25 protein-coding genes, 1 tRNA gene and 1 pseudogene are annotated in these 26,224 nt (G+C 39.3%); 12 read left to right on the top strand and 15 right to left on the bottom strand.

Features of this window, described 5'->3' with window-relative positions; genetic code table 11:
* Positions 1-112 precede the first annotated feature (112 nt).
* The 5 genes from tsf to ABFY81_RS08350 all read left to right on the top strand — a co-directional run bounded on the left by tsf (position 113) and on the right by ABFY81_RS08350 (position 3,589).
* Positions 113-988, top strand: coding sequence for a translation elongation factor Ts (tsf, locus tag ABFY81_RS08370; protein ID WP_019457162.1), 876 nt, complete (start codon positions 113-115; stop codon positions 986-988).
* A 66-nt stretch (positions 989-1,054) separates the two neighbouring features.
* A complete protein-coding gene (locus ABFY81_RS08365) occupies positions 1,055-1,537 on the top strand; it encodes a DUF3465 domain-containing protein (protein ID WP_019457161.1) in 483 nt (160 codons plus the stop codon).
* Between the two features lie 96 nt (positions 1,538-1,633).
* Complete coding sequence (locus ABFY81_RS08360; protein WP_347913528.1) at positions 1,634-2,458, top strand: AraC family transcriptional regulator; 825 nt, start codon at positions 1,634-1,636, stop codon at positions 2,456-2,458.
* A 95-nt stretch (positions 2,459-2,553) separates the two neighbouring features.
* The gene (locus ABFY81_RS08355; protein WP_347913527.1) at positions 2,554-3,270 is read left to right on the top strand and encodes an AzlC family ABC transporter permease; all 717 of its coding nucleotides are present in this window, start codon (positions 2,554-2,556) and stop codon (positions 3,268-3,270) included.
* A gap of 1 nt (position 3,271) precedes the next feature.
* Positions 3,272-3,589 carry an AzlD domain-containing protein gene (locus ABFY81_RS08350; RefSeq protein WP_151749499.1) on the top strand — a complete coding sequence of 106 codons (318 nt, stop codon included), beginning with the start codon at positions 3,272-3,274 and terminating at the stop codon, positions 3,587-3,589.
* Between the two features lie 38 nt (positions 3,590-3,627).
* Here the strand turns inward: ABFY81_RS08350 and ABFY81_RS08345 are convergent, their stop codons facing one another.
* From ABFY81_RS08345 to ABFY81_RS08295, 11 genes are all read right to left on the bottom strand, one after another.
* Positions 3,628-4,080 (bottom strand): Mpo1-like protein, encoded by a 453-nt coding sequence (locus ABFY81_RS08345; protein WP_019457157.1) that lies wholly within the window; start codon positions 4,078-4,080, stop codon positions 3,628-3,630.
* Positions 4,081-4,669: 589 nt separating this feature from the next.
* Positions 4,670-5,287: a septal ring lytic transglycosylase RlpA family protein gene (locus ABFY81_RS08340; RefSeq protein ID WP_002052473.1), complete on the bottom strand. Its 618-nt coding sequence runs from the start codon at positions 5,285-5,287 to the stop codon at positions 4,670-4,672.
* 289 nt (positions 5,288-5,576) lie between these two features.
* A complete protein-coding gene (mltB, locus tag ABFY81_RS08335) occupies positions 5,577-6,578 on the bottom strand; it encodes a lytic murein transglycosylase B (protein ID WP_347913526.1) in 1,002 nt (333 codons plus the stop codon).
* A gap of 19 nt (positions 6,579-6,597) precedes the next feature.
* Positions 6,598-7,740, bottom strand: coding sequence for a rod shape-determining protein RodA (gene rodA, locus ABFY81_RS08330; protein ID WP_019457155.1), 1,143 nt, complete (start codon positions 7,738-7,740; stop codon positions 6,598-6,600).
* A gap of 126 nt (positions 7,741-7,866) precedes the next feature.
* Positions 7,867-8,517, bottom strand: a complete 651-nt coding sequence (locus tag ABFY81_RS08325; protein WP_347913525.1) for a hypothetical protein — start codon at positions 8,515-8,517, stop codon at positions 7,867-7,869.
* Positions 8,518-8,540: 23 nt separating this feature from the next.
* Positions 8,541-9,353, bottom strand: coding sequence for an NADPH-dependent 7-cyano-7-deazaguanine reductase QueF (gene queF / locus ABFY81_RS08320; protein WP_347913524.1), 813 nt, complete (start codon positions 9,351-9,353; stop codon positions 8,541-8,543).
* On the bottom strand, positions 9,350-10,123 hold the full coding sequence (locus tag ABFY81_RS08315) for an ABC transporter permease (RefSeq protein ID WP_077165428.1): 774 nt from the start codon (positions 10,121-10,123) through the stop codon (positions 9,350-9,352). Before ABFY81_RS08315 ends, queF begins: the two co-directional genes overlap by 4 nt.
* Positions 10,120-11,055 (bottom strand): ABC transporter ATP-binding protein, encoded by a 936-nt coding sequence (locus ABFY81_RS08310; RefSeq protein ID WP_004700452.1) that lies wholly within the window; start codon positions 11,053-11,055, stop codon positions 10,120-10,122. Before ABFY81_RS08310 ends, ABFY81_RS08315 begins: the two co-directional genes overlap by 4 nt.
* A gap of 117 nt (positions 11,056-11,172) precedes the next feature.
* Positions 11,173-11,249: transfer RNA gene (locus ABFY81_RS08305), tRNA-Arg, on the bottom strand.
* 102 nt (positions 11,250-11,351) lie between these two features.
* Positions 11,352-11,975, bottom strand: a complete 624-nt coding sequence (locus ABFY81_RS08300; RefSeq protein WP_199999783.1) for a hypothetical protein — start codon at positions 11,973-11,975, stop codon at positions 11,352-11,354.
* A gap of 144 nt (positions 11,976-12,119) precedes the next feature.
* The gene (locus tag ABFY81_RS08295) at positions 12,120-12,806 is read right to left on the bottom strand and encodes a 3'-5' exonuclease (protein WP_347913523.1); all 687 of its coding nucleotides are present in this window, start codon (positions 12,804-12,806) and stop codon (positions 12,120-12,122) included.
* A gap of 249 nt (positions 12,807-13,055) precedes the next feature.
* Here ABFY81_RS08295 and ABFY81_RS08290 point away from each other — a divergent pair, with 249 nt between their 5' ends.
* Entirely contained in the window at positions 13,056-14,285 is a 1,230-nt protein-coding gene (locus ABFY81_RS08290) for an alpha/beta fold hydrolase (protein ID WP_347913522.1), read from the top strand.
* A 92-nt stretch (positions 14,286-14,377) separates the two neighbouring features.
* Here the strand turns inward: ABFY81_RS08290 and ABFY81_RS08285 are convergent.
* A pseudogene (locus tag ABFY81_RS08285) lies at positions 14,378-14,470 on the bottom strand (hypothetical protein); the annotation flags it as partial.
* 61 nt (positions 14,471-14,531) lie between these two features.
* Between ABFY81_RS08285 and glyA the strand changes: the two are divergent.
* Complete coding sequence (gene glyA, locus ABFY81_RS08280; protein WP_039250893.1) at positions 14,532-15,785, top strand: serine hydroxymethyltransferase; 1,254 nt, start codon at positions 14,532-14,534, stop codon at positions 15,783-15,785.
* Between the two features lie 43 nt (positions 15,786-15,828).
* On the opposite strand, the gene ABFY81_RS08275 is transcribed toward glyA, so the two are convergent.
* From ABFY81_RS08275 to adeF, 3 genes are read right to left on the bottom strand one after another with little or no spacing between them, the layout of a single operon-like run.
* Positions 15,829-17,277, bottom strand: coding sequence for an efflux transporter outer membrane subunit (locus ABFY81_RS08275; RefSeq protein WP_347913521.1), 1,449 nt, complete (start codon positions 17,275-17,277; stop codon positions 15,829-15,831).
* A gap of 12 nt (positions 17,278-17,289) precedes the next feature.
* Entirely contained in the window at positions 17,290-20,469 is a 3,180-nt protein-coding gene (gene adeG, locus ABFY81_RS08270) for a multidrug efflux RND transporter permease subunit AdeG (protein WP_347913520.1), read from the bottom strand.
* Between the two features lie 6 nt (positions 20,470-20,475).
* A complete protein-coding gene (gene adeF / locus ABFY81_RS08265) occupies positions 20,476-21,696 on the bottom strand; it encodes a multidrug efflux RND transporter periplasmic adaptor subunit AdeF (protein WP_347913519.1) in 1,221 nt (406 codons plus the stop codon).
* Between the two features lie 197 nt (positions 21,697-21,893).
* Between adeF and ABFY81_RS08260 the strand changes: the two genes are divergently transcribed.
* From ABFY81_RS08260 to ABFY81_RS08240, 5 genes are all read left to right on the top strand, one after another.
* Entirely contained in the window at positions 21,894-22,922 is a 1,029-nt protein-coding gene (locus ABFY81_RS08260; RefSeq protein WP_019457145.1) for a LysR family transcriptional regulator, read from the top strand.
* Positions 22,923-23,097: 175 nt separating this feature from the next.
* Positions 23,098-23,883, top strand: coding sequence for an ABC transporter substrate-binding protein (locus ABFY81_RS08255; protein ID WP_019457144.1), 786 nt, complete (start codon positions 23,098-23,100; stop codon positions 23,881-23,883).
* Positions 23,884-23,974: 91 nt separating this feature from the next.
* Positions 23,975-24,664 (top strand): ABC transporter permease, encoded by a 690-nt coding sequence (locus ABFY81_RS08250; RefSeq protein WP_087399935.1) that lies wholly within the window; start codon positions 23,975-23,977, stop codon positions 24,662-24,664.
* Entirely contained in the window at positions 24,661-25,374 is a 714-nt protein-coding gene (locus tag ABFY81_RS08245) for an ABC transporter permease (RefSeq protein ID WP_111854367.1), read from the top strand. The genes ABFY81_RS08250 and ABFY81_RS08245 overlap by 4 nt, the downstream gene beginning before the upstream one ends.
* 9 nt (positions 25,375-25,383) lie before the next feature.
* The gene (locus ABFY81_RS08240) at positions 25,384-26,160 is read left to right on the top strand and encodes an ATP-binding cassette domain-containing protein (protein ID WP_347913518.1); all 777 of its coding nucleotides are present in this window, start codon (positions 25,384-25,386) and stop codon (positions 26,158-26,160) included.
* Positions 26,161-26,224 lie beyond the last annotated feature (64 nt).

Genomic DNA, 26,224 nt, shown 5'->3' with positions numbered 1-26,224 from the left:
TTTGCGACATGTAATGGTGGCAAATTAAGCGTCGAGAGTGCAAACGGCCCAGAGTTTCTTTGGGCCGTTTTTGTTGAAAAGATTTATTTTCTACCGATTTTAGGAGATCAACATGACTGCAATTACTGCAAGCATGGTAAAAGAATTACGTGACCGTACTGGTCTTGCAATGATGGAATGCAAAAAAGCATTAACAGAAGCGAACGGTGACATCGAACTTGCTATTGATAACCTTCGTAAATCTGGTCAAGCTAAAGCTGCTAAAAAAGCTGGCAACATTGCTGCTGACGGTGCAATCACTATCGTTCAAGACGGTAAGAAAGCGATCTTAGTTGAAGTAAACTGTCAAACTGACTTCGTTGCTAAAGACGAAAACTTCTCTAACTTTGCACACGCAGTTGCTGCTGCTGCTTTAGCTGCTGGCGAAACTGATGCTGCTAAAATCGCTGAATTAAAATTGGCTGATGGCCAATCAGTTGAAGAAGCTCGTATTGCGCTTGTTCAAAAAATCGGTGAAAACATCCAAGTTCGTCGCGCGAAAATCGTTGAAGGCGAAAACTTGGCTATCTACAAACACGGTTTAAAAATCGGTGTTGTAGTTTCTTACACAGGTGATGCTGACACTGGTAAAGGTATTGCAATGCACGTTGCTGCATTCAACCCAGTAGCAGTAAGCGCTGAAGCTGTTCCAGCTGACCTTATCGCTAAAGAGAAAGAAATTGCTGAAGCGAAAGCGTTAGAATCTGGTAAGCCAGCAAACATCGTTGAGAAAATGGTAACTGGTTCTGTTGAGAAATACTTAAACGAAGTTGCTCTTGACCGTCAAATGTACGTTATCGACAACGACAAAAAAGTTGCTGACGTATTAAAAGCGACTGGTACAACTGTTGCTAACTTCGTACGTTTCGAAGTTGGTGAAGGTATCGAGAAAAAAGCAGAAATGAGCTTCGCTGAAGAAGTTGCTGCTGCTCAAGCTGCTGCGAAGTAATTCGTATCACAATAAAAAAAGCCCCTATGGGGCTTTTTTTATCTCTATTGAAATCGGAATATAAAGATGACAAATAAAAAAAATCTAAGTATTGGCGGCATTATTGTCTTATTGATTGCTGCATATTTCGGTCTAGATTCATCTGGACATAAGAAGAATCAAACATCATTACCCACTCCTGTCACTCAGCATACTGAAACGGCGCTTTCAAATGATGGTGCGGATACCATAAAAACTGCTTATGATCGTAAACAAAGTAATGTTCAAGTGCAGGGAAGTGGTCGAGTAAAAGCAATTTTAAGAGAAGATAATGATGGGACAAGACACCAGAAATTTATTCTTGTATTAAAAAATGGTCTTTCAATTTTGGTCGCACATAATATTGATTTAGCACCAAAAATTGAAGATTTACACAAAGGGGATATTGTCGAATTTAATGGTGAATATGAATATAACGAAAAAGGTGGTGTATTGCATTGGACGCATCATGATCCACAAAATCGACATGAAAATGGTTGGCTAAAACATAATGGGCGTATTTACCAATAGAAAACGGGTATACATTTCTATCTAATAGCAATTTTGTTCTATGCATCTTTTTAAAACATGCTATGTTTTTTCTAGATAAATAGATGAGATGTATATATGTACCGCGAACAGGCTGACTACTTGCATTTGCGAGAGTTGGGCGGTTTAGAACTATTAAAAGCACATTACCACCAAACGCAATTTTCAAAGCATACCCACGAAGGGTATTGTATTGGTGTGATTGAAGAAGGTGCACAGTCTTTTTTTAGGACGGGACAGCTACATATAGCCCCTAAAGGCGACATTATTTTGGTGAGTGCAGACGAAATTCATACAGGTTCATCTGCTGTCGAATCGGGTTGGCGTTATCGAGCAATTTATCCCACACCAGAAATGCTCGCTGAAGTGAGTCAGGATTTTTTTGAGAATGGTCATGGCGCACCTTGGTTCCCTCAAGCAGTTATTCAAGATCTGGGTTTGTCTCAACAACTTTGCTTATTATTTGACTTATTAGAACAAAAAGATAATTTTTTGCTGAAAGAAACCATGTATCTGTCGACATTGGCTTGTTTAATGATGCGTCATGGTAAATCACGGCATACCTTTTGTGAGCTACCTGAAGCTTATTCGAAAATTTTAAAAGTTAAAGATTTGTTGGCAGATATGCCTGAAAAGAATTTTTCTTTGCAGGAATTGGCTGATATGGTTGGATTAAGCGCTTGGCATTTTTTAAGACAATTTAAAAAACATGTGGGTTTACCACCTCATGCGTGGTTGGTACAGGCACGTTTGCAAAAAGCGAGACAGTTATTAAAGCAAGGTGATCAAATTGTGATGGTTGCACAGCAATGTGGGTTTTCTGATCAAAGTCATTTTAACCGTCACTTTAAAAAGGCAATGGGCGTTACACCTACCCAGTATGTAGCAAGCCTTAATCTCTAAAAATTTATTTTCATTTCTAACCGCAATTTTGTTCAAGAGAAGCTAACCTGCATAGAAGAAAATCTATAAATATTTAATGTTATAGATGTCTAGAGATGAATGCTCACTTAAATCAATCTGTAAGATTTTCTAAAGGCCAACCTCCGTATCTTTTTTTACGAGGGGCGGTAGATATATTGCCATTGTCTATTTCGGTTATTCCGTGGGCTATTTTGGCTGGTTCAATGGCAATTCATGCAGGTTTATCATTTTATAAAGCATTAGCAATGTCAGGAATTGTTTTTGCTGGCGCTGCACAATTGGTCAGTTTGAGTATGGTGATGGAAGGTGCATCATTATTAACGATCTATATCACGATTTTCTTTCTTACTGCACAGCATTTTATTTATGCATTAACTTTAAGAAATAACATTTCTATTTTGTCTTTGCCAAAGCGATTAAGTTTAGGTTTTTTGCTAACAGATGAATTGTTTGCTTTAAGTGCTCCGAATGAAAAAAGGCATCCTCATTATTTGTTAGGGGCGGGTATATGTTTTTATTTATTCTGGGTGGTTTTTAGTTTAGCCGGAATTTTATTGGCTACTGCGATTCCAGATTTATTGTCCTACCATTTAGATTTTTCGATTATTGCTATTTTTGTAGCCATGATTATTCCTATGTGTAAGGAAAAGCCTGTCATAGCTGGAGTTTTAACAACTTGTGTTACTGGCTTTTTTCTCAAATTTTTAAACTTGGAAGGAGGTATTCTAATTTCTGGTTTATTGGGAATGCTTATTGCGGTTTTTGCAGAAAATAGAACAGGAGAAAAATAATATGTCATGGCTCATGATTTTAGGATTGGCTGCTATTGTGTTTTTTAATCGTTATTATTTTTTAGAACCCAATGTAAAAGTAAAATTACCCGTATTAATGAATAAAATGCTGAATTATTCAGCGCCTTGCTTATTAACTGCTATTTGTATACCAGTAATCTTTTTTGAGGCAAATGAACTAAGAGGTATTTTTGATAATCCTTACTTATACGCGACAATATTTTGTATTGTAATTGCTTTCTATTTAAAAAAAGTTTTACCCAGTGTGCTACTCAGCCTAGCATTTTTCTATTTTATAAATTTTCTAATAAATCAGTAAATTTAAGCTGAATCTAAAAGATTCAGCTTTTTAATAAATTATTGAGTAATCAATTTGTTCTGCCGACTTTTCCACTTTGGCAACATTTTTCCAAGATACGCATCCATACACCAAACTGGACCAATCAATAAAAATTGTAAATCTTTAAAGAAGGAAGGTTTTTTCCCTTCAACTTTATGTCCGTAAAATTGTCCAATCCAAGCAATGACAAAAAGAGCAATATAAAATCCTACCCCTACAGGTAAGACATAAATAAGCCAAGCCATCACAACAAGAAGTGCAGCCATTGCTACTGCAAGTACAAGATCGAGTCGAGCGTAGAAAATTAGAGTCAGTACAATGAGTAAAGCAGTGAGTAAGGCGCTAAAGTGGGCAATGATTCCGATAATAGAAAATAAAATAGCTGGGACGCATACCCAGTGGATTTTCTTATTCGTTGGATTTTGATGGCTTTCACTGTATTCATCAAACCATTCACCAATAGATTTCATAGACCTTTTTCTCCATGTCTAATTTTGAATCATTCTTTTTATGCCTATATTTTAGCCTGTTGTTATCTGAGTAGACAAGAAAAGTTGTACATGTTCCTTATCGTTTATTCATTCACTCTGAATATTTGTATAAGCATAAATTTAAGATCTGACCATCTATAAAAATAGATTTGAAAAGTTAAAAGCCGAACTTAAAAATAGCGAATTCTATTTTAGAAAAATCTGGCTATTTATTTTTGGATTTTGAAGTCAGGAAATGACCCAAAAAAGCACTTTTTTATGAAAAGCCGGAAAATAACAGAAAAATACTCAACTCAACTGCTCTTAAAACGCGATAAATAGCCCTTTTTAGACTAAAGTGGTACTGGGGTAGCGTAATTTTTTTAAAATGGCTCTAATCGAAAAATAGAAGAAAAAAATGAGAGGTATTAAAAAGATGTGTTTTTGGGTTGAAAATTAATCAATTTTGTAATTAAAAAAAGAGTGAAAACATAAAATTTTGAGCATAATTTTTATATTGGGGGGGGGCTAAAAATTAAAAAGCCACAAATTAAATTGTGGCTTTTTCATGAACTCTAGGAGTAATCGCTTATGAAGTAGGACCGTCTACACGTTCAATACTTACTTTTGCAGTACCAGCATTGGTAATACCAAGGCGTTTTGCAGCGCCGTATGATAAATCAAGTACACGATTTGCATGGAATGGACCACGGTCGTTTACTTTTACTACCACACTTTTACCATTATCTTTGTTTGTCACACGGATATAACAGTTCAATGGCAGACTGCGATGAGCAGCAGTAAGTGCATTCATGTCGAATGTTTCACCACTTGCAGTTTTACGGCCATGAAATTGACGACCATACCAAGATGCCATACCAGTTTGGCTAAACTTACGAACAGTATTTGAAGCTACTGTGTTAAGTTTTTCAATCACTGAAGGCTCATCTTCAGGGATTTCAATTTTAGCTGCGATAGCTTGACGACGAATTTGATCGCCAGAACGTTCAGTGATTGAAAGACTGTTAATGTTAGAAAAACGAGAATTAAAGCTTTGAGTATCTTTACTCAATACACGTGCTGCTAAATTTGCATTTGGACCATCTACATCACTGTTTAATGATGATGACTGCATCATTTCAGCGTGCAGTGGGGCCATACTTAAACTAGCCGTCAGTGCAAGAATGTATTTCAGCGATAACTGCATTTATATAAACTCCTGAGAACATGCTCTTTTTCTTTTAGCAAAACGCTAAAAATTGAAGTGAACATGCCTAATTATTCACTTTTGCAATTGCTTGATTGGGGTGGATAATATTCATCGCTTACGGAGAGTGTCTAGTCTTTAACGAGAAATAGTTACAAAAAGGGCAAAAACTTACAGTTTTAGATTAAAAAATAACCAAATATGTAACAAAATATTTAAAATGTGTGTATTGTGATCGATTTAACAAAAATATTTATTGACTTTTACATAAACTCATCAAAAAGCTAGCCTATCGGCTAGCTACTTCTGTGCCTAACAACCATACAGCAGTCGCATACATTCGACTTTTGTTATAAGTCGTAATTACTTGAAAATTCGGATAGGTTAAATAATAAATTGGACCATTATAGTCTTGTAATTGAATAACATTTACCATATCTAGGTCATCAATTTTAACTAAAGGGTTTAATGGAGAAATCCCTTGATTTTTAAGTACGCCATATGGAGAAGGTTGGGTCAGGTCTTTAGCAATAATACTTTCTGGATTTGAACCTGTGTAACGTGCCATAAAACCAATCGGCTGATCGCGCTGCCATCCTTGTTTTGCTAAGTAATTTGCGATTGACCCAATCGCATCTTCCGCAGAGTTTCGTAAATCAATGTGGCCGTTACCATCAAAATCGACTCCATATTTACTAATATTGCTTGGCATAAACTGTGGATAGCCAATTGCTCCAGCATAAGAGCCAACAATACTACTAGTTGGGTAGCCTTCTTTATACGTCCATGCAATCAGAGCAGCTAATTCATCACTGAAATAATCAGCACGGCGCGGATAGCCAAACGCTAATGTCGCAAGCGCGTCACGAGTGATGAAAGAACCTTTATTGGCTCCATATCCTGTTTCAACACCTAAAATACCCAAAATGACAGCTTGAGAGACACCAAATTGCTGTTCAGCTCGGTTAAGTGCATCTGCATATTGGTTTTTAAAACGAACACCACGCTGAATAGTGCCTTCAACTAAAAACATAGAGCGATAGTCGTACCAAGGCTTACTTTCACCTGGGCGAGTCATAATATTTATAATGTTTGGTAAATTTTTTGCACCGCTCATCGCGGCATCTACTTGTACACTGCTTAAACCATAAGTATTCATGGCTTTTTGTTTAAAATTTAAATAATTAGGATCATTTACAAAATCATTGGCCTGAGCAAAATGACTTGTGCTCACTACACCAGTACACAAAGCGAGTACTTTTAAAGTTTTATTAACAAATTGAGACAACATATCTTTTTAAAATTCCAAATTATCGATGTGTATGAATAGACATGACTAAACCAAAAGTGGCCATTAAAGTAATAATAGCTGTACCGCCATAACTCATAAAAGGCAAAGGAACACCCACTACAGGTAAAATACCACTGACCATTCCTGCGTTTACAAATACATAAACAAAAAAAGACAAACCAAAGGCGCCAGCAACCAAACGGCCATAATTATGAAAGCTTTGTAAACCAATTTGGAATGTTCTAAAAATAATAGCTGAATAAAGAATAACTAATATAAGTACGCCAATCAGGCCAAATTCTTCGGAGTAAGCCGCAATAATAAAGTCAGTATGACCTTCTGGTAAAAAGTGTAAATGTGACTGTGTCCCTTCAAGAAAACCTTTACCAGAGAAACCACCAGAACCAATAGCTGTTTTAGATTGAATAATGTTCCAGCCTGTTCCTAATGCATCTGCTTCTGGGTCAAGTAGCGTTAGAACACGTTGACGTTGATAGTCGTGTAAAAGGAATTCCCATGCAATTGGAATAACAATAGCGGCACAGGCTGCAGCTGCGCCGATCATACGCCAAGACAGACCACTTAAAAATAGTACGAAAATACCACTGGCTAATACGAGTAGAGATGTTCCTAAGTCAGGTTGTTCCGCAATGAGTAAAAAAGGAACACCAATTAACATTAATGATAAAACAACTTGAGAAAAGCTAGGGGGAAGTGGTTTGCGTGCTAAGAACCATGAAATCATCATTGGCATGCCAATTTTCATGAACTCACTGGGTTGCACACTTCCGAAACCGGGAATATCAATCCAGCGTTTAGCCCCCATACGAACTTCACCAAAGACCATAACTCCAATTAAGGAAAATAGTGCAAATAAATAAAAGTAGGGTGAAAAAGCTTGATAAACCTTTGGAGGAATTTGAGCCAGACCAATCATGACTAAAAAGCCAATACCAAAGCTCATAGCCTGTTTACTGACTAAGCCGACATCTTGTGCAGATGCACTATATAGTACCGTTAAACCTAACAGAGCATTTAGGAATAAAAATAGGCATAACCAAGGGTCAATATGAAGTTGCTGCCAGCGTGATGGTTGCATGGCAGTACTAAGACCATCTCGAGGAGCTTGGCGTAAAAATTTATATTGTGGACTAGGAGACATGCGGCTTTAACTAGGTCAATCAGTGCTTGGCGCATGCTAACATAAACGTGATTTATGGCAATGTATATCAATATTTTGCAATAAAAAAACCTGGCGTTTGCCAGGTTTCCGATAGTCTATTTTTTATTAGTTAAAGAATAGACCATCATGATATTCAGCCATCGCTTTCAATTCAGTGCGATTTAAACTTGGAATGAGTTTATCGATCGCGATATGAACCGCTTTAGTCACAGCAGCAGCGCCAATATCGGCTGCTTTACGCTTAATCATGCCTAAATCTAATGTCTTGTTAAAATCAGACATAAAGTGTCTAACCATAGCATCACCAAACTGTTTATATAGTTCCGCTAATGCTGCTTTATTAATGTCATTACCTGCTTGAAGCTCAGCAAAATTATGCTTCAAATTAGTCACTAAGCCAGCATCTAAAGCTACGCCAACTTTATATTGACCTTGTGGATCTTTAAATAAGCTTTTCTCTGAAAACTCAACTGACTGTTTAACAACGTCATTTGGAGCTTTGCTGAGTAATTGCTTTAAAAGTACGGCAACTGTAGATTTGACATAACCAGCTAGTTTTTCGGCAGTATCTCTTTTTTCACTCACTGGGAAATGTTGTACTAACTGAATCAGTACATTATCAATAATTTCTTCATTGAGTTGTAAAGCAATTTTGTCTCGAAGTGGATATAGCGGTTCACTAGAATTTTTATTCGCAATTCCAGTCTGCATATCGTTCAATAAGCCTTCAGAAGGGGTAAAACCAAAAAACGGCATGGTGTATCCTCAAATTATTCGTTTTATTGTCGTGCCAATCGAATCGGTTTTGGCATCCATGATAGATCCGATACTCGGCAAGGATTGATATCAAGTCCACCGCGGCGAGTATAAGTTGCATAAACCATCAGCTTTTCAGGCTGCAAATTTTGCCAAACATCTGCAAAGATTTGCTCAACACACTGTTCGTGGAAACCGTTATGCTGACGGTACGAGATAATATAAGCTAAAAGACTACGATAACAAGGTTTTTTGCCCTTAAAACGGATAAAAACTGTACCCCAATCAGGTTGTCCCGTGACTGGGCAGTTACTTCTTAAAAGATGAGAATACAGCTCAATTTCAACTTCTTCACCAGACTCATCAAATTTTAAAAGCGATGCATCGGGGTGTTGTTCTAAACGTTCAGGTATTAGATCATCAATACAAATACCTTGTGGCTTGGAAATATCGAGATCATCTACTTGAAATAGCGTTAGCTCAACTTTTACGCCTGCCGCAGCCGATAAATCTTTTTCAACTGTTTCAATGAATAACGCTTTAGAGTCAAACTGAGTGAAGTTAAGACTATTGAAGTAAAGTTTTAATGACTTTGATTCAATCAAATTTGGTGAAGAAGCTGGCAGGGTAATTCTACCAATAGCAACCTGTGGAATACCGTGCGAATTTAACCAAGAGATTTCAAAAACATGCCACCAATCTTTACCTTGGGTAATGCCTTCAATATGTGAATAATTTTCACGAGATTGAGCACGTGCGATTGGAAATAACACATCGGGTTGATAGCTAGTTGGATACTGGGTTTCTTTACCCAATAAAGACTGTTCGACACTCATTCACGCATTCCTGAACCACGAGCAAGTAAATAGTAAGCAACTCCGTAAAGTACAACACAACATAATGTCACAACGATTAAAGAGAACGTAACGTTCACGTCGCTATGACCTAAAATGCCGAAACGGAAAGCATTAACCATATACACAATAGGATTAATTAAAGAAAGTTTTTGCCAAAAAGGACCAAGTGCACTAATGGCATAAAACACACCACCTAAGTAGGTGAGTGGAGTAAGTACAAATGTTGGAATAATAGAAATATCATCAAATGATTTCGCATAGACTGCATTAATAAAGCCACCTAAGGAAAATAAAACAGATGTAATTAAGACTGTATATATAGTTACGAACCAGTTATGTATAAAAAGGTCAGTAAAGAACATACTCATCGCAGTAACAATGGCCCCAACTAGAACACCACGACAAATACCACCAATGACATAGCCCCATAAAATAATATGTAATGGCACAGGACTCATAATGAGCTCTTCAATGCTTTTTTGGAATTTCACACTAAAGAAACTGGAAGAAACGTTCGCATAACTGTTGGTAATAACAGCCATCATGATTAGGCCAGGCACAATAAACTGCATGTAGCTTACGCCGCCCATTTGTCCAATACGTGAGCCAACCAAATTACCAAAAATGACAAAATACAAGCTCATGGTAATCGCAGGTGGTAATAAGGTTTGGGGCCAAATGCGAAGAAATCGGCGTACTTCTTTACGAACTAAAGTCCAGAGGGCAATTTGCAGTTGGTTAAAGTTCATTTTGCCTCTCCTTCAAGATTTTTCTCAACCATTTTGACAAATAGCTCTTCAAGGCGATTCGATTTGTTTCGCATACTACGGACACGAATACCTTGTGACTCTAAAAGTTGGAATAAGTCATTTAATGTATGTGCCTTATCCATTGTTACTTCTAAAGTGCTGCTATCAATTAAGTTGAACTTCACACCAATAATATTTAACTGGAGTGGGGCAATCGGTTCTGCTAAATCAAAAATAAAAGATTCTTCACTCAACTGGTTTAAGAAACTTTTCATGCTGGTATCTTCTTTGATAACACCGCGGTCAATGATGGCAATTTGACGACAGAGCATTTCCGCTTCTTCTAAATAGTGTGTCGTTAAAATAATAGAAGTGCCACTTTCGTTCATTTCGGTTAGAAAATCCCACATAGAACGGCGTAACTCAATATCTACACCCGCAGTAGGTTCATCTAAAATAAGAAGTTTAGGCTCATGCATCATGGCACGGGCTATCATTAGACGGCGCTTCATACCACCAGACAGCATGCGTGCTTGTATATTACGCTTTTCCCAAAGGCCTAGTTTTTCTAAATAATGTTCGGCACGTTTTTCGGCAATCTTTTTGTGAATGCCATAATAGCCAGCTTGAGTGACTAAAATATCGAATGCTTTTTCAAACTGCCCAAAGTTAAATTCTTGAGGGACAACACCAAGCTGTTGTTTTGCCAAGGATGGGTGAGTGTCGAGATTGTGCCCAAAAATCTCAACTGTTCCTGAGGTCTTTTTTGTGAGGGAGCTGATAATACCAATGGTTGTTGATTTGCCGGCACCATTTGGGCCTAACAACGCATAAAATTCACCTTCAGGCACAGTGAGGTTAATACCTTTTAACGCCTGAAAACCATTACGATATGTTTTGGACAAATCTTTTAATACCAAAGCATCAGTCATGAAATTCTCACATTATGAAAGAGGGGTATATTTTGAGCGATAATGATTAATAAACCAAGTAAAATAGTCGGAATTTTATGAAATTGGGATAAAATTATGAAGTTATTATATATAAATTGGTGCGCTCGGCGGGGATCGAACCCACGACCCCAGGCTTCGGAAACCTGTACTCTATCCAACTGAGCTACGAGCGCACATGTGTGGGGCACATCATAGGAAAAAAACACCGGTAGGTAAAGCACGAAATACATACCAAGTGAGTTTAATGCTTATTTAAACAGCAGCTTGTTCTATTTTTAGATGCGTTGTTGAATAAGCTGAATTGAATAGTTAATAGATTGAAGTGTCTTTGCTAGCTCATGAGGTGGAATACGTGACTCTTGTAAGTGAGTAATCCATTGCATTTGACACATTTTAAGTTCTTGAAGTGTTTTGATTTGCTCTATTTTTTGAATAAGGGGTTTTGCCATAAGGCCACAGAACTGGCCTAAGCTTTGTTTCATTAATAATTGTATTTCTTCAAAAGACAGTTGCTGAACTGGAATAGATGGCTGGTCATTTTCTATATTTGAAGAAGTTACAGACGTTGATTGAGGAACCTGAATCTCTCCAACTAAGTCGTTACTTTTGTTCTCATCAATATTTTTCTGATGTACTTCATTTGATGTTATAGATGACTCTTGCATAGATATTTGCTCGGTCAACTCTGAGTAACTTTCGTTAGAAGTAGCAATGAGTTTTAAATCAATCAGTTGTTGAATCAGCTCTGGAGGAGCAATACGCTTTTTAAACTCGCTATTAAGGCTTTGAAAATCTTCATGATCAATGAGTAGAAGTAAACGTCTTTGTTTTGCATTTAACGTGATATTACGTTGTTGAAGCGCAACTCTTCCCAAATTGGTTCGATAAAAACCAGACATTGTATTTCCCCAATATAAAAATGAAGCAGACTGTTTAATTTTTATCAAACAGTACTGTTCTTAATAAAATATAAATGGGGTTAACGATAAAACTCAAAAATGACAATATGATGAAGAGTCGATGAATATCATCTATTTAAGTCATTAAAGTACACCTTCTAATGCTTTGCGAAGGTAAATATCAAGCTCATCTTGGCGTAATAACCATTGAATATAGTCTTTAGGAAGTTCAGCAATTGCTGTGCCTTTATGCTTACCAAAGTTAACCGTTGTGGGGATACGTGCTTCTTCAGAAACTCGGTATAGCTCTTCAATATCTTGAATATTTAAATGATAGACAATATGCATCAAAATATTAGCAGTCAAAATAATATCTGCATCGGCACGGTGTGCACCTTTGAGTAATTCACGAGCTTTACTGCTGCCTTGCGAAATCATATAGATGAGGGCGGAGATATTATGAGCTTCTGCTTCAGGCCAAACTTTACGTGCTAAAGCTAAAGTACAAATCGGTTTAATATTTGATACATCCACACCGCAACGAGCAATGGCAGCAATATCATAATCAATGTTGTGACCAATAATATAAGTCGTACTATCAGGTAATTTAAAGGTTTTATAGTGAGGCTGGTTTTCTAGGTCAGACTCTAAGATGTGGTGAACCGCCATAGCGGCGTAAGAAATAGGGGCACCGACTTGATAGAGCTGATCAAACAATTTGCTTTTATCTAAGGTGAGCTTGCCTTCATTAATTTCAATCGGGGCATATGCAATTTCAATAGGCAAACCATTTAGTGTATGTGTTTCTGTATCTAAAATAATGGTTTGCATAACTGGCCCTTTAAACAATCACAAGTAACTATGAATGGTAACAGTTGGCTATCTACTTTAAAACATGAAGTGAGGCTATAAAGTAGCGAGAACGTCAATTTATATTAAAAATAAAGTTTTCATAGATTAATTTCATCCAATAGAACTTGCGAAAAATAAAGATTAGGCGTAATTGTTTTTAAGACATTAGAAAATGTTGATTAAAAAACTAAAGCAAAACAAAAATGGAATTTAAGGGAAGATATACCAATGAAAATGAAACTGTTCATGACCAGTGTTCTTAGCACAAGTTTATTGTTGACGGCATGTGGTGGAGGAAGTAGCGATGACAGCCCAGTAACTACTAATCCATCTGGTACTCCAACCAATAATATTCAAAACCCAGTGGTTAAAGTAGATGCTTACACGAGCACCAACTTAGGATCAGTTGCTGCTGAAAGTAGTATTTTGACCTATAAAATGTTAGGTCAAAGTGGCCAAGAAGTACAGGCAACCAGTTTGGTATTTACACCAAATACACCACCACCAGCAGGCGGTTGGCCAATTGTCGTTTGGGCCCATGGCACTACAGGTGTTGCAGATGCCTGTGCACCAAGTAAGACAGCGTTAACCGACAGTACAAAAGATTTAATTAGTAAATTACTAGCAGCAGGTTATGTTGTTGTCGCACCTGACTATGAAGGTTTAGGCACACCAGGCATACATCCTTTTTTAAATGTTAAAAGTGAGGCTTTCTCAATTACGGATGCTGTAGTTGCAACGCGTAACTATTTATTACAGCGTAATTTATTAACTTCAAAAAAATGGCTGACAGTCGGACATTCCCAAGGGGGGAATGCTGCGTTAGGTGCTGCACAATATGCGAGTCGTGCACAACTAGATTATAAAGGTACTGTAGCGGTAGCACCTGCTTCTAATTTAGGGAATATTTTAGTGGCTGGAGAGGCACAAGTTGCGAATGCACCGATAGATATTAAAATTGGAACCTATGCACAGCTTGATACATATACAGCTTTGGTTACAGCTGGTATTCGCAACACACAACCAAGCTTTGATTATGGACAAGTATTTACTTCACAAATTTCAGGTATTGCCGCTCAAGCAGAAAACCTTTGTTCTGGACCATTGTATGAAGCCTTTCATAAAGGCATGTCGAATTATGCTGATAATAATAATGGAACACTGAATGGTTACACGCGTACACAACCTAATTTTATGGCAGTGCCGCTAGTTAAGACGTTTTTGGAAAAAGATTCGCAGCCGTTACAAGTAAAAGTCACTACACCAATCATCATTTATCAAGGGATAGCTGATCCTACAGTACCTAAATTGGCAACTGATCTATTGATATTTAATGCCACTACCTTAGGTACTAAAATTAATAGTTATGTGACTGGTAACTGGGACCATAATACGGCGATGAGTAGTAATGTAGACAACATTGTTGGAAATGTTCAGACCTTGCTAACAGCACAATAGAGTTATTGATATTTAAAGTATTTTTAACCTTATTGTAAGCTAAAGTGAATGAGGAAAAATTTTTAAATATAAGCTTTAAACCAGCTTTTTTATTGATTCATAAACAATGGCTCATTTTTTATAAAACTTGAGCCATTTTTATTTAAAACTGAGCTAACTTCATTCTGTTTAATTATAAAGTTCATGCTACAATATGACGCAATCTTAGCACGGCTTAAAAGCCCTAATTTTATAGGACCCCCGCTAATGTTTGCCAATATTTCCATTTCTGAATTTGATCCAGAATTAGCTCAAGCTATTGCTTCTGAAGATGAGCGTCAAGAAGCACATATCGAGTTAATTGCATCTGAAAACTATTGCTCTCCTGCTGTGATGGAAGCGCAAGGATCAAAACTTACGAACAAATACGCAGAAGGTTATCCAGGCAAACGCTATTATGGCGGTTGCGAGTATGTAGATGTTATTGAGCAAATGGCGATCGACCGTGCTAAAGAACTTTTTGGTGCTGATTACGCAAACGTTCAACCACATGCTGGTTCACAAGCTAACTCTGCTGTTTATCTAGCACTTCTTAACCCAGGCGACACAGTTTTGGGTATGAGCTTGGCTCACGGTGGTCACTTGACTCACGGTGCAAAAGTAAGCTTCTCTGGTAAAACTTATAACGCTGTTCAGTATGGTTTAAACTCTGAAACTGGCGAGATCGATTACGAAGAAGTTGAACGTTTAGCGTTAGAGCACAAGCCACGTATGATCGTTGCTGGTTTCTCTGCTTATAGCCGTGTTGTAGATTGGCAACGTTTCCGTGACATCGCGGACAAAGTTGGCGCTTACCTTTTTGTTGATATGGCTCACGTTGCAGGTCTTGTTGCTGCTGGCGTATATCCAAACCCAGTTCAAATTGCTGACGTAACTACAACGACGACTCACAAAACACTTCGTGGTCCACGTTCTGGTTTAATCCTTGCGAAAGCGAATGAAGAAATCGAGAAAAAACTTCAATCAGCCGTATTCCCTGGTAACCAAGGTGGTCCATTAATGCATGCGATTGCTGCTAAAGCAATCTGCTTCAAAGAAGCAATGTCTGATGACTTTAAAGCTTACCAACAACAAGTTGTGAAAAATGCTCAAGCAATGGCTGAAGTATTAATCGCACGTGGTTATGATGTTGTTTCTGGCGGTACAGACAACCACTTATTCTTGTTATCTTTAATCAAACAAGACGTAACTGGTAAAGATGCTGACGCTTGGTTAGGTGCTGCTCACATTACTGTGAACAAAAACTCAGTTCCAAATGACCCACGTTCTCCATTTGTAACTTCTGGTATCCGTATTGGTACTCCAGCAGTAACAACTCGTGGTTTTGGTGAAACTGAAGTTCGTGAACTTGCTGGTTGGATCGCTGACGTGATTGACAGCAAAGGTGACGAAAAAGTTATTGCTGATGTAAAAGCGAAAGTTGAAGCTGTTTGTGCAAAATTCCCTGTATATGCAAAATAATTTGTGTGTATAAAAAAAGCGCCGTAAGGCGCTTTTTTTTATATCAATTATTCCAACCCCCACCTAAAGCACGGATTAAGTTTACACTTGCAATGATTTGGCCACCTTTAAGCTGAGCTGCCAATTGTTCTTGTTGCAAAATAGTCCGGTCGGAGTCAATCACATCAAGATAGCTAATCGCACCTTCTCGATAGCGTAGATGAGACAATTGATTTGCATGACGAGACGATGAGAGTGCTTGGTTTTGAGCTTGAATTTGCTGATCAAGAATACGTTGATCGGACAAACCATTTTCAACTTCACGAAAGGCGTTTAGTACAGTTTGTCTATAGTTGGCAACACTTTCTTCATAAGCTGCTCGTGCTTGAGCAACACCTGCTTTACGTTGTCCGCCATCAAATAATGGTAAAGATAAAATAGTACCTGCGACTGGACCAAGCAAGAAGGTACGGCTCGACCATTTACCTAACTCGCTTAAACTTGAAGATTCATAACCTAAGGCACCCGTTAGATTAACTTTCGGGAAAAAAGCTGCACGGGCAATTCCAATACGTGCATTATCTGCTGCCATAGCACGTTCAGCAGCAGCAATGTCAGGTCGCCTTTCAAGTAAACTCGATGGTAATCCTGCTGGAAGACGAAGACTATTTATAGTTAAAGGTTGGACAGCCAAGCTAAAGTCAGCTGGTGTTTTGCCTAACAATACTGCAAGTGCATGTTCGGCATTGGCTCTGTTACCAGCAATGCTCAGTGCATTGGTTTGAGCTGTAGCAAGTTCAGTTTGTGCACGAGAAACATCTAATTCACTGACTAAACCATTTTTAAATCGGGTTTGAACGAGATCTCGTGTCTCACCAAGTAATTTAATAGTACGAGTATAAATTGCTTGTTCAGCATCAAGCTGGCGAATGAGAAAATAACCTTGTGCAACATCGGCCTGTAACGCTAAAAGTGCCGACTGATATAACGCTTCTTGCTGTTGTAGATCCGCTGTTGCTGCATTGACACTACTAGTGATACGACCAAATAAATCGAGCTCATATGAAACATTCATTTGAGCGCGCCATAAGGTTTGTGCAGATGTATGCGCATTGTCATCTAAACCCAATGAAGCAGGAGAGGGTTTTTGACGAGTTGGACCAAAGCCAGCACCAATACTTGGCAAACGTTCAGCTTGTGCTGCCGAACGTATTGCACGTGAAGCCTGAATATTAGCTGCTACAGCTTTAAGATTTTGGTTGCCGGCAATCGCTTGTTGTTCTAGTTCATTCAATTGAGCATCATTAAAAACACGCCACCATTCACCTCGAACTTGCTGATCGGCAGGCTGGGCAATTTTCCAATTATTGTCTTCAAGTTTAGGGTCTGACTCTTTGAATTTGACAGGAACTATAACTTTTGCAGGTTGATATTCCGGAGCCAAAGAGCAGCCTGCAAGAAGCAGGCTCCCCATGAGTGAGGACAATAACAAGCTTTGTTTTGCTGTAGTCATTAAATGTCCTCCTTAATGATCGTGTGGGTTAGCTAATGGCGCTTCATGAACTGCTGCGGAATGCAATTTATGTTTGCTATTCAATGTACGAATCAGGACGTAAAAGGCAGGGGTCAGGAATAAACCAAAGAAAGTTACCCCGATCATTCCGAAGAACACTGCAACACCCATGGCATGACGCATTTCAGAACCTGCACCAGTTGAAGTAACCAGTGGGACGACACCCATAATGAATGCAATAGAGGTCATTAAAATTGGACGTAAACGAAGACGACTTGCTTCAACTGCTGCTTTAAAAGCAGTTGCACCTTGCATTTCGAGTTCCCGAGCAAATTCAACAATCAAGATGGCATTTTTACAGGCCAGTCCGACCAGTACCATCAGACCGATTTGGGTAAAGATATTGTTATCTCCACTGGTGAGCCAAACACCTGTCAGAGCCGCCAAAATTCCCATCGGTACAATTAAGATGACTGCTAATGGTAAGGTTAGACTTTCATATTGAGCGGCTAAAACTAAGAACACGAGCAATACGCTAATTGGGAATACCCAAAGTCCTGCATTACCAGCCAAGATTTTTTGGTAAGTTAAATCTGTCCATTCAAACTTGATACCACGCGGCAAAGTTTGAGCAGCAATACGTTCAACAGCAGCTTCTGCTTGGCTAGATGAATAACCTGGTGCAGGACCGCCATTAATATCTGCTGCAGTATAACCGTTATAACGCACCACCATTTCAGGGCCATAGGTTTGAGTTACATTTACCAATGAAGATAATGGCACCATTTGTCCGGCACTATTACGGGTTTTAAGCTGCAAAATATCTTCAGGATTTGCACGGAAAGGCGCATCGGCTTGTGCACGAACCTGATAAACACGTCCAAAGCGGTTAAAGTCATTAACATACTGAGAACCTAAATAAATCTGCATAGTGTTGAAAACATCTGTCACAGCAACACCTTGCTGTTTGGCTTTTACACGATCCAAATCTACGTTGAGTTGAGGCACGTTAATTTGATAACTTGAGAACATTGGACCAAGCTCAGGAGCTGATTGTGCTGCTTTCATAAAGTTTTGTGCAGCATCATTCAAAGCTGAATAGCCTAAGGCACCTCGGTCTTCAAGTTGAAGTTTAAAGCCGCCCATAGTCCCTAAGCCCATCACAGGTGGTGGTGGGAAAACCGCAATATAAGCATCTTGAATAGCTGAGTATTTCTGGTTTAAGGCACCTGCAATTGCATTTGCAGATAAGTCTTTGGCCTTACGTTCATTGAATGGCTTTAAGGTCACAAAGACAATACCGGCGCTTGAGCTATTGGTGAAACCGTTAATTGATAGACCAGGGAAGGCAACCGCGCTTTCTACACCAGGTTGTTTAAGTGCCGTATCACTCATTTTACGAATGACAGCTTCGGTACGATCTAATGATGCGCCGTTTGGTAGCTGCGCAAAACTAATCAAATATTGTTTGTCTTGAGCGGGAACAAAGCCACCCGGAACAATATAAGAAATACCAACGGTTAAACCTAAAAGTGCTGCATAGACACCCATTGCCGATGCTTTATGGGAGATAACACGACTTACGCCTTTACCATAGTTGTCTGATGCACGGGTAAATACGCGGTTAAACAGCGCAAAGAAACGTCCAAATACACGATTCATAAGGCGTGTTAATGCATCAGGTTTCGCATCATGTCCTTTTAGTAGCATGGCTGCTAAAGCAGGAGATAGAGTAAGGGAGTTAAATGCCGAAATAACAGTTGAAATGGCAATAGTCATGGCAAATTGTTTATAAAATTGCCCTGTTAAGCCTGTCATAAAGGCAAGAGGTACGAATACTGCAACGAGCGTTAAAGCAATAGCAATAATCGGTCCGCTTACTTCTCGCATGGCACGGTAAGTCGCTTCCCTTGGATTTAAACCAGCTTCAATATTCCTCTCGACGTTTTCGACGACTACAATCGCGTCATCGACCACAATCCCGATGGCAAGCACCATCCCGAATAGCGAAAGCGCATTGATTGAGTAACCAAAAGCAAGCATGAGAGCGAATGTACCAATAATTGAAACTGGTACAGCAAGTAATGGAATGATTGAGGCACGCCATGTTTGTAAAAATAAAATAACGACCACAACAACCAGTGCAATTGCTTCAAGTAAGGTATGAACGACTGCTTTAATACTGGCACGTACGAATTGAGTCGGATCGTACACAATGTCGTATTTAATTGAAGATGGGAAATCTTTTGAAAGTTCTTTCATAGTGCTACGCACTTGATCCGAAACTTGCAAAGCATTAGCACCCGGTGCTTGGAAAATTGGAATGGCGACCGCTTGTTTGTTATCAAGTAATGAACGCAAGCCATATTGTGAAGCTGCAAGTTCAACGCGTGCAACATCACCCAATCGAGTAACCGCGCCATCAGGAGCCGTTTTTAAAATGATATCTGCGAATTCTTGCTCAGTGGTTAAACGACCTTGAGCATTGACTGAAAGTTGTAAAGGGGAATGACTTGGTGATGCACCAATGGTTCCTGCTGCAACTTGAATGTTTTGTTCGCGGATTGCACTGACAATTTCGGTCGCAGTGAGGTTTCGCTGTGCCACTTTCTGTGGGTCGAGCCACACACGCATCGCATAGTCACCAGAACCAAATAAACCGACTTCACCTACACCTTGTAAGCGTGCCAAACGGTCTTTTACGTTGAGCACCGCGTAGTTACGCAAGTAGGTCATGTCATAGCGATTATCTGGTGAGGTCAGATGCACAACCATGGTTAAAGTCGGTGAGCTTTTTAAAGTAGTAACGCCTAAACGCTGTACGTCTTCAGGTAAACGAGGCAGGGCTTGAGATACACGGTTTTGAACCAATTGCTGTGCTTTATCTGGGTCGATACCGAGCTTAAAGTTCACCGTAATGGTTAAATTACCGTCACTGTTTGCCTGAGATTGCATATAAAGCATATCTTCTACACCGTTGATAGATTCTTCAAGCGGAGAAGCAACAGTTTCAGCAATCACTTTTGGGTTTGCACCCGGATATTGAGCACGTACTACCACGGAGGGTGGAACAACTTCCGGATATTCTGAAATCGGTAATTTAAATACCGAAAGAAGACCGGCAAGTAAAATCAGTACTGATAACACACCAGCAAAGATCGGCCGATCAATAAAAAATTTAGAGATATTCATATGTGATTAACCTTTTGCCGGAGTTGAAGTTTTTTCTGTTGGCTGAGGTTGAGGAGTAGTGCTGCTCGCAGTGATTTGTGCGTTTGGCATAGGTACAAGATGAGGTGTAACAGGGTCACCCGGACGAATCCGCTGTAAACCATTCACCACAATACGATCACCCGCTTGTAATCCGCTATTTACGATTTGCAAGCCATCTTGTTGTGCACCGAGTTTTACCTCACGGTAAGCAGTTTGATTTTTAGCGTCGACGACCACAACAAAACGTTTATCTTGATCGACACTAATTGCAGTTGGGCTAATCAGAATTGCTGAACGAGGTTGACCTCCACCTAAACGGATTCGTGCATATAAGCCTGGTAATAAAACGCCGTTAGGATTATCAAAAGTTGCGCGAACGCGAATCGTACCTGAAGTCGTATTCAGGTTGTTATCGATGGAGTTGATGGTTCCTTCACGAGAGAAACCTGTTTCATTGGCAAGCCCCATATAGACGGGAACTTGTGCTGAATTACGCTGATTACTGATGTATTTGAGATAAGTTTGTTCATCAACGTCGAAAGATGCGTAAAGGCGAGATACAGACACCAAGCTTGTTAAGACCTGTGCGCCATTACCTGCAGACACCACATTACCAACGGTGACTTCAGCACGGGAAATTCGGCCGCTGACTGGTGCAGTAATACGAGTGTACTCAAGATTTAAGCGGGCAGATTGAACAGCGGCTCTAGCAGCTTGTAGGTTGGCATTCGCTGAACGTGCATCATTTTCAGCTAGATCTAGCTCTTGGCGTGATACAGCATTACTCTGAATTAAACGTTGAATACGAGAAAGGTTAGATCCCGTATAAGTGACTTGTGCCTCAGCCGAAGCAAGTTGAGCTTGAGCACGATTCAGTTCTGCTTGGAAAGGACGTGGGTCGATTGTAAAAAGTAAATCGCCTTTTTTAACAAGACTGCCATCTTTGAAGTGTACGGAAATGAGTTTACCTGAAACCTGTGGCCGAATATCGACTTGATCAATCGCTTCTAAACGACCGGAATATTCTTGCCAATCGGTAATCGTTTTGCTGATGACATTAGAAATATCTACTGTTGCAGCTTGTTGGGCACTGGTCGGTGCAGCTTTTGCATCGGCATTTTCATGTAAAAACATAAAACTACCCCCTGTAGCAAAAATGGCGACAAAGATGGCAGACAGTGCGAACTGTTTGCGGGAAAATGACATGAGGTGCTCCTAGTTATTTGGATACCTGTTTTCAGACTTTTAGTTGTGGTCCATATGGGAGAAACAGGGGTTATGGGATGGACGGAGCATAAAAGTTTGTCAATCACGAATAAATATATTAAATTCGATAACACTATTCGTATTTTTATAACAATTGATGTGTTTGATTAAATAAATGCATTGATAGGAGCGTGCGTGTGGATCTATTTCATGCGATGAAAGTATTTAATAAAGTTGTCGAAACAAATAGTTTCAGTTTAGCGGCTGACAGTTTAGGACTACCGCGTGCTTCTGTGACGACAACCATTCAAGGTTTAGAAAAACATTTACAAGTTCGTTTATTGAACCGAACCACTCGTAAACTGAGTTTGACACCAGATGGCGCAGTTTATTATGAAAGAACTGCACGAATTTTAGCCGACGTAGAGGATGTAGAATCGAATTTCCATGATTCTGAACGTGGACCACGAGGTCGACTGCGCATTGATGTTAAAGCGTCAATTGGACGACTCATCCTTATTCCAATGCTTTGTGATTTTCATGCCAAGTACCCCGATATTGATTTGGTGATTGGCATGAGTGATCGTCCAGTCGATTTGGTTCAAGATGCAGTGGACTGTGTTATTCGTATTGGTCAATTGAAAGATTCAAGTTTAGTTGCACGTCGTATCGGAACAATTCAGTGTGTCACTGTTGCTGCGCCTCGTTATTTGATGGAACATGGCGAACCAAAAACCATTGAAGATTTACAAAAACATCAAGTGGTGCATTATTTTAATAGCCGTACCGGACGCAATATTGACTGGGATTTTATGGTGGATGGCGAGATTCATAGCGTCGGTGTGAAAGGGCGTGTTTCTGTCAATGATAGCGATTCATATATTGATTTGGCAGTGCAAGGTTTCGGCTTAATTCAATGTCCATATTATATGGCGGCAAAACATTTAGAATCTGGTGCACTTAGAGAGGTATTGACTGAATGGTTACCTGCACCGATGCCAATATCAGTCGTTTATCTACAAAACCGTCATTTATCGCCTAAAGTTCGTGTATTTGTAGACTGGGTAGCTGAATTATTTGCAAGTTGTCCATTGTTGAGTGGTTGTTCAATGTCATGGGATTCGAAATGTGAATTTGCCAGCGCCAAAGAAAATAACCATGAATATACCATTCGGACTCTAGTTGAAAATGAAAATATGGCAGAAGCCTATACACTCAAAAACTAATTTAAAATTTGAGTGATTTTTCAGCATTTAGATAGTTAATCCAATCCATTGTTTAGACATATTCATAAATCCTTAATTTACTGGTATAGAAATTGCAATTATTTCGGCAGAAGAGTAATTTAGAAATTGCTCAAGTTTTTATCACCTTATTTGGATTTTAAGGAGAAGCTTCAAGATGGCAAGCTTTATGAAAAAAATGTTCGTTTCAACAACCTTAGTTTTGGCTGCTGTTGCAACGAATGTTCAAGCAAAGGATTGGAAGGTGATTCGTTTTGGTACTGAGTCGTCTTATGCTCCATTTGAATATAAAACACCAGATGGCAAGTTAACTGGTTTTGATGTTGATTTAGGTAATGCCATTTGTGCAAAGCTTAAAGCCAAATGTGTTTGGGTTGAAAACTCTTTTGACGGGATGATTCCCGCACTTAAAGCGAAAAAATTTGATGGCATTCTTTCATCAATGACCGTTACTGATGAACGTGCGAAACAAATTTTATTTAGTAGCAAAATCTACAATACGCCAACGCGTATGGTTGCAAAAAAAGGCTCACCGTTATTGCCAACGCCTACTTCATTGAAAGGTAAGCGTGTAGGGGTACAACAGGGCACAATTCAAGAAACATACGCTAAAACCTATTGGGCTCCAAAAGGTGTGAGTGTTGTTCCTTATCCAACTCAAGACTTGATTTACCAAGATATGATGTCTGGTCGTTTGGATGCAACGTTACAAGATGCGATCATGGTTGATGGCGCGTTCTTAAAACAACCAAAAGGCAAAAACTTCGCTTTTGCTGGTGGCAATGTGGTTGATGTCAAAACACTGGGCGTAGGTGCGGCTATTGGTTTACGCAAAGAAGATGCAGATTTGAAAGCGAATATCGACAAAGCTTTGGCTGCAATCATTGCTGATGGCACATACAAGAAACTCGAGAAAAAATACTTCTCTTTTAGCATTTACTAATGATGTGAAAAATGTCGGCTGAGTGCCGACATTTTTAAATCTATTCTCATCTCATCAATATTAGATATTGTTTTTAAGGAGAAGATGAGTCATGTTTTTATCTGGCTATGGGCCACTCCTTCTCAGCGGAACATGGATGACCATACAGCTTGCGCTGTTGTCACTTTTGCTTTCTGTCATTATTGGCTTAATTGGTGCGAGTTCAAAACTCTCTAATATTAAAGCTTTACGCTATATTGCGACCGCCTATACCACGCTTATTCGTAGTGTGCCTGATTTGGTAATTATGCTGCTGTTATTTTATAGCTTGCAGTTAGGTTTAAACCAAATTACTGAAGCATTGCAAATGGACCAGATTGATATCAACCCATTTGTGGCTGGTGTGATTACTTTAGCGTTCATTTATGGTGCATATTTTACCGAGACCTTTCGTGGTGCATTTCAATCGGTTCCAACGGGTCAAATTGAAGCAGCAAAGGCCTATGGGATGACTCCTTGGCAGGTTTTTCGACGTGTATTGTTCCCTCAAATGATGCGTTTTGCACTGCCAGGTATTGGTAATAATTGGCAGGTTTTGATTAAGGCAACCGCACTGGTTTCCATTATTGGCCTGACTGATATTGTAAAAATTACGCAAGATGCGGGTAGAAGTACCATGCAACTGTTCTTTTTTAGCATCGTGGCTGCTGCGATTTATTTGGCAATTACCACCGTATCAAACCTGATTTTAATGTGGCTTGAACGTCGTTATTCTGCTGGTGTGAGGAAGGGACAATTATGATTGAAATCCTTCAACAATATTGGCAGGCATACCTTTGGACCGATGGCCTACAGATGACCGGTGTCGCGATGACTGCTTGGTTATTGGTGCTTTCTATTGGTATTGGCTTTGTGCTTGCTGTGCCTTTATCACTTGCACGAGTATCAGAAAATCTTTGGTTGCGTGGTCCTGTTTGGTTGTTTACCTACGTTTTTCGTGGCACACCACTGTACATCCAATTGCTGATTATTTATTCAGGTATTTACAGTTTTGATTATGTCCATGAACATCAGACGCTCGATGCATTTTTTCGAGAGGGCATAAATTGCACCATTTTGGCGTTCGCGCTCAATACTGGTGCATATACGACTGAAATCTTCGCAGGAGCGATTCGTTCTATTCCACATGGCGAGATTGAAGCTGCCCAAGCTTTCGGTATGTCAAAATGGAAACTCTACACACGTATTATCATTCCGTCGATGTTACGCCGTGCTTTGCCATTTTACGGTAACGAAGTCATTTTGATGTTGCATGCGACAACCATTGCATTTACAGCAACAGTTCCCGACATTTTAAAGATTGCTCGCGATGTGAATGCCGCAACCTATGACACTTTCAATGCTTTTGGAATTGCTGCTGTGTTGTATGCAGTGTTGGCATTTATTTTGATTTGGATATTCCGTAAGTTGGAAAAACGTTGGTTGGCATTTTTAAAGCCATCGAATCATTAGGAGACATAAATGGAACACGTTGCAAAACTAGTGATTCGTGATTTACACAAAACATTTGGCGATCATGAAGTACTGAAAGGGATATCACTTGATGCAAATGCTGGCGATGTGATTAGTATTATTGGTTCATCTGGTTCGGGTAAAAGTACCTTGCTGCGTTGTATTAACTTTTTAGAGCAACCGAGCAATGGCACCATTAAACTCAATGGTGAAAAACTACGCACAGTCTTTGATAAAAAAGGCAATTTAAAAGTGGTTGATCCAAAGCAACTACAAAAAATGCGTACTCAGCTCATGATGGTGTTTCAGCATTTTAATTTATGGTCACATATGACAGTGCTTGAAAATGTCATTGAAGGGCCAATTCATGTGCTTGGGGTGAAGCGTGCTGAAGCCGAAGAGCGTGCAAGAAAATATCTGCGTAAAGTTGGATTGCCTGAAAGTGTTGAAATTAAATATCCAGCATTTTTATCTGGTGGGCAACAACAACGTGTAGCGATTGCTCGTGCTTTGGCAATGGAACCGGAAGTGATGCTATTTGATGAACCAACCAGTGCACTTGATCCGGAGTTGGTGGGTGAAGTGCTAAAGGTTATGCAGAGTTTGGCTGAAGAAGGCCGTACCATGATTGTGGTGACACATGAAATGGGCTTTGCACGTCATGTGTCTAATCAAGTGATTTTCTTACATCAAGGAAAAATTGAGGAACAGGGCCATCCTGATGAAGTACTCAACAATCCGAAAAGTGAGCGTTTAAAACAATTTTTGACGGGCAGTTTAAAATAAGTTGTTTATACCGAGTAAAGTGAAATTTTTTAAAAGAATTCGTACCTTACTCGGTTGCTTTTTA

Origin of the sequence: Acinetobacter sp. WA-87 (assembly GCF_039938935.1) — a bacterium.
GTDB lineage: Bacteria > Pseudomonadota > Gammaproteobacteria > Pseudomonadales > Moraxellaceae > Acinetobacter > Acinetobacter seifertii.
Note: the sequence above shows the minus strand (reverse complement) of the source record. Positions and strands in the feature narration are given on the sequence as shown.

Bases quoted from the DNA above. Each gene is read 5' to 3' on its own strand.
- tsf (WP_019457162.1), top strand. From the start codon at position 113: ATGACTGCAATTACTGCAAGCATGGTAAAAGAATTACGTGACCGTACT.
- ABFY81_RS08365 (WP_019457161.1), top strand. From the start codon at position 1,055: ATGACAAATAAAAAAAATCTAAGTATTGGCGGCATTATTGTCTTATTG.
- ABFY81_RS08360 (WP_347913528.1), top strand. From the start codon at position 1,634: ATGTACCGCGAACAGGCTGACTACTTGCATTTGCGAGAGTTGGGCGGT.
- ABFY81_RS08355 (WP_347913527.1), top strand. From the start codon at position 2,554: ATGAATGCTCACTTAAATCAATCTGTAAGATTTTCTAAAGGCCAACCT.
- ABFY81_RS08350 (WP_151749499.1), top strand. From the start codon at position 3,272: ATGTCATGGCTCATGATTTTAGGATTGGCTGCTATTGTGTTTTTTAAT.
- ABFY81_RS08345 (WP_019457157.1), bottom strand. From the start codon at position 4,080: ATGAAATCTATTGGTGAATGGTTTGATGAATACAGTGAAAGCCATCAA.
- ABFY81_RS08340 (WP_002052473.1), bottom strand. From the start codon at position 5,287: ATGCAGTTATCGCTGAAATACATTCTTGCACTGACGGCTAGTTTAAGT.
- mltB (WP_347913526.1), bottom strand. From the start codon at position 6,578: ATGTTGTCTCAATTTGTTAATAAAACTTTAAAAGTACTCGCTTTGTGT.
- rodA (WP_019457155.1), bottom strand. From the start codon at position 7,740: ATGTCTCCTAGTCCACAATATAAATTTTTACGCCAAGCTCCTCGAGAT.
- ABFY81_RS08325 (WP_347913525.1), bottom strand. From the start codon at position 8,517: ATGCCGTTTTTTGGTTTTACCCCTTCTGAAGGCTTATTGAACGATATG.
- queF (WP_347913524.1), bottom strand. From the start codon at position 9,353: ATGAGTGTCGAACAGTCTTTATTGGGTAAAGAAACCCAGTATCCAACT.
- ABFY81_RS08315 (WP_077165428.1), bottom strand. From the start codon at position 10,123: ATGAACTTTAACCAACTGCAAATTGCCCTCTGGACTTTAGTTCGTAAA.
- ABFY81_RS08310 (WP_004700452.1), bottom strand. From the start codon at position 11,055: ATGACTGATGCTTTGGTATTAAAAGATTTGTCCAAAACATATCGTAAT.
- ABFY81_RS08300 (WP_199999783.1), bottom strand. From the start codon at position 11,975: ATGTCTGGTTTTTATCGAACCAATTTGGGAAGAGTTGCGCTTCAACAA.
- ABFY81_RS08295 (WP_347913523.1), bottom strand. From the start codon at position 12,806: ATGCAAACCATTATTTTAGATACAGAAACACATACACTAAATGGTTTG.
- ABFY81_RS08290 (WP_347913522.1), top strand. From the start codon at position 13,056: ATGAAAATGAAACTGTTCATGACCAGTGTTCTTAGCACAAGTTTATTG.
- glyA (WP_039250893.1), top strand. From the start codon at position 14,532: ATGTTTGCCAATATTTCCATTTCTGAATTTGATCCAGAATTAGCTCAA.
- ABFY81_RS08275 (WP_347913521.1), bottom strand. From the start codon at position 17,277: ATGACTACAGCAAAACAAAGCTTGTTATTGTCCTCACTCATGGGGAGC.
- adeG (WP_347913520.1), bottom strand. From the start codon at position 20,469: ATGAATATCTCTAAATTTTTTATTGATCGGCCGATCTTTGCTGGTGTG.
- adeF (WP_347913519.1), bottom strand. From the start codon at position 21,696: ATGTCATTTTCCCGCAAACAGTTCGCACTGTCTGCCATCTTTGTCGCC.
- ABFY81_RS08255 (WP_019457144.1), top strand. From the start codon at position 23,098: ATGGCAAGCTTTATGAAAAAAATGTTCGTTTCAACAACCTTAGTTTTG.
- ABFY81_RS08250 (WP_087399935.1), top strand. From the start codon at position 23,975: ATGTTTTTATCTGGCTATGGGCCACTCCTTCTCAGCGGAACATGGATG.
- ABFY81_RS08245 (WP_111854367.1), top strand. From the start codon at position 24,661: ATGATTGAAATCCTTCAACAATATTGGCAGGCATACCTTTGGACCGAT.
- ABFY81_RS08240 (WP_347913518.1), top strand. From the start codon at position 25,384: ATGGAACACGTTGCAAAACTAGTGATTCGTGATTTACACAAAACATTT.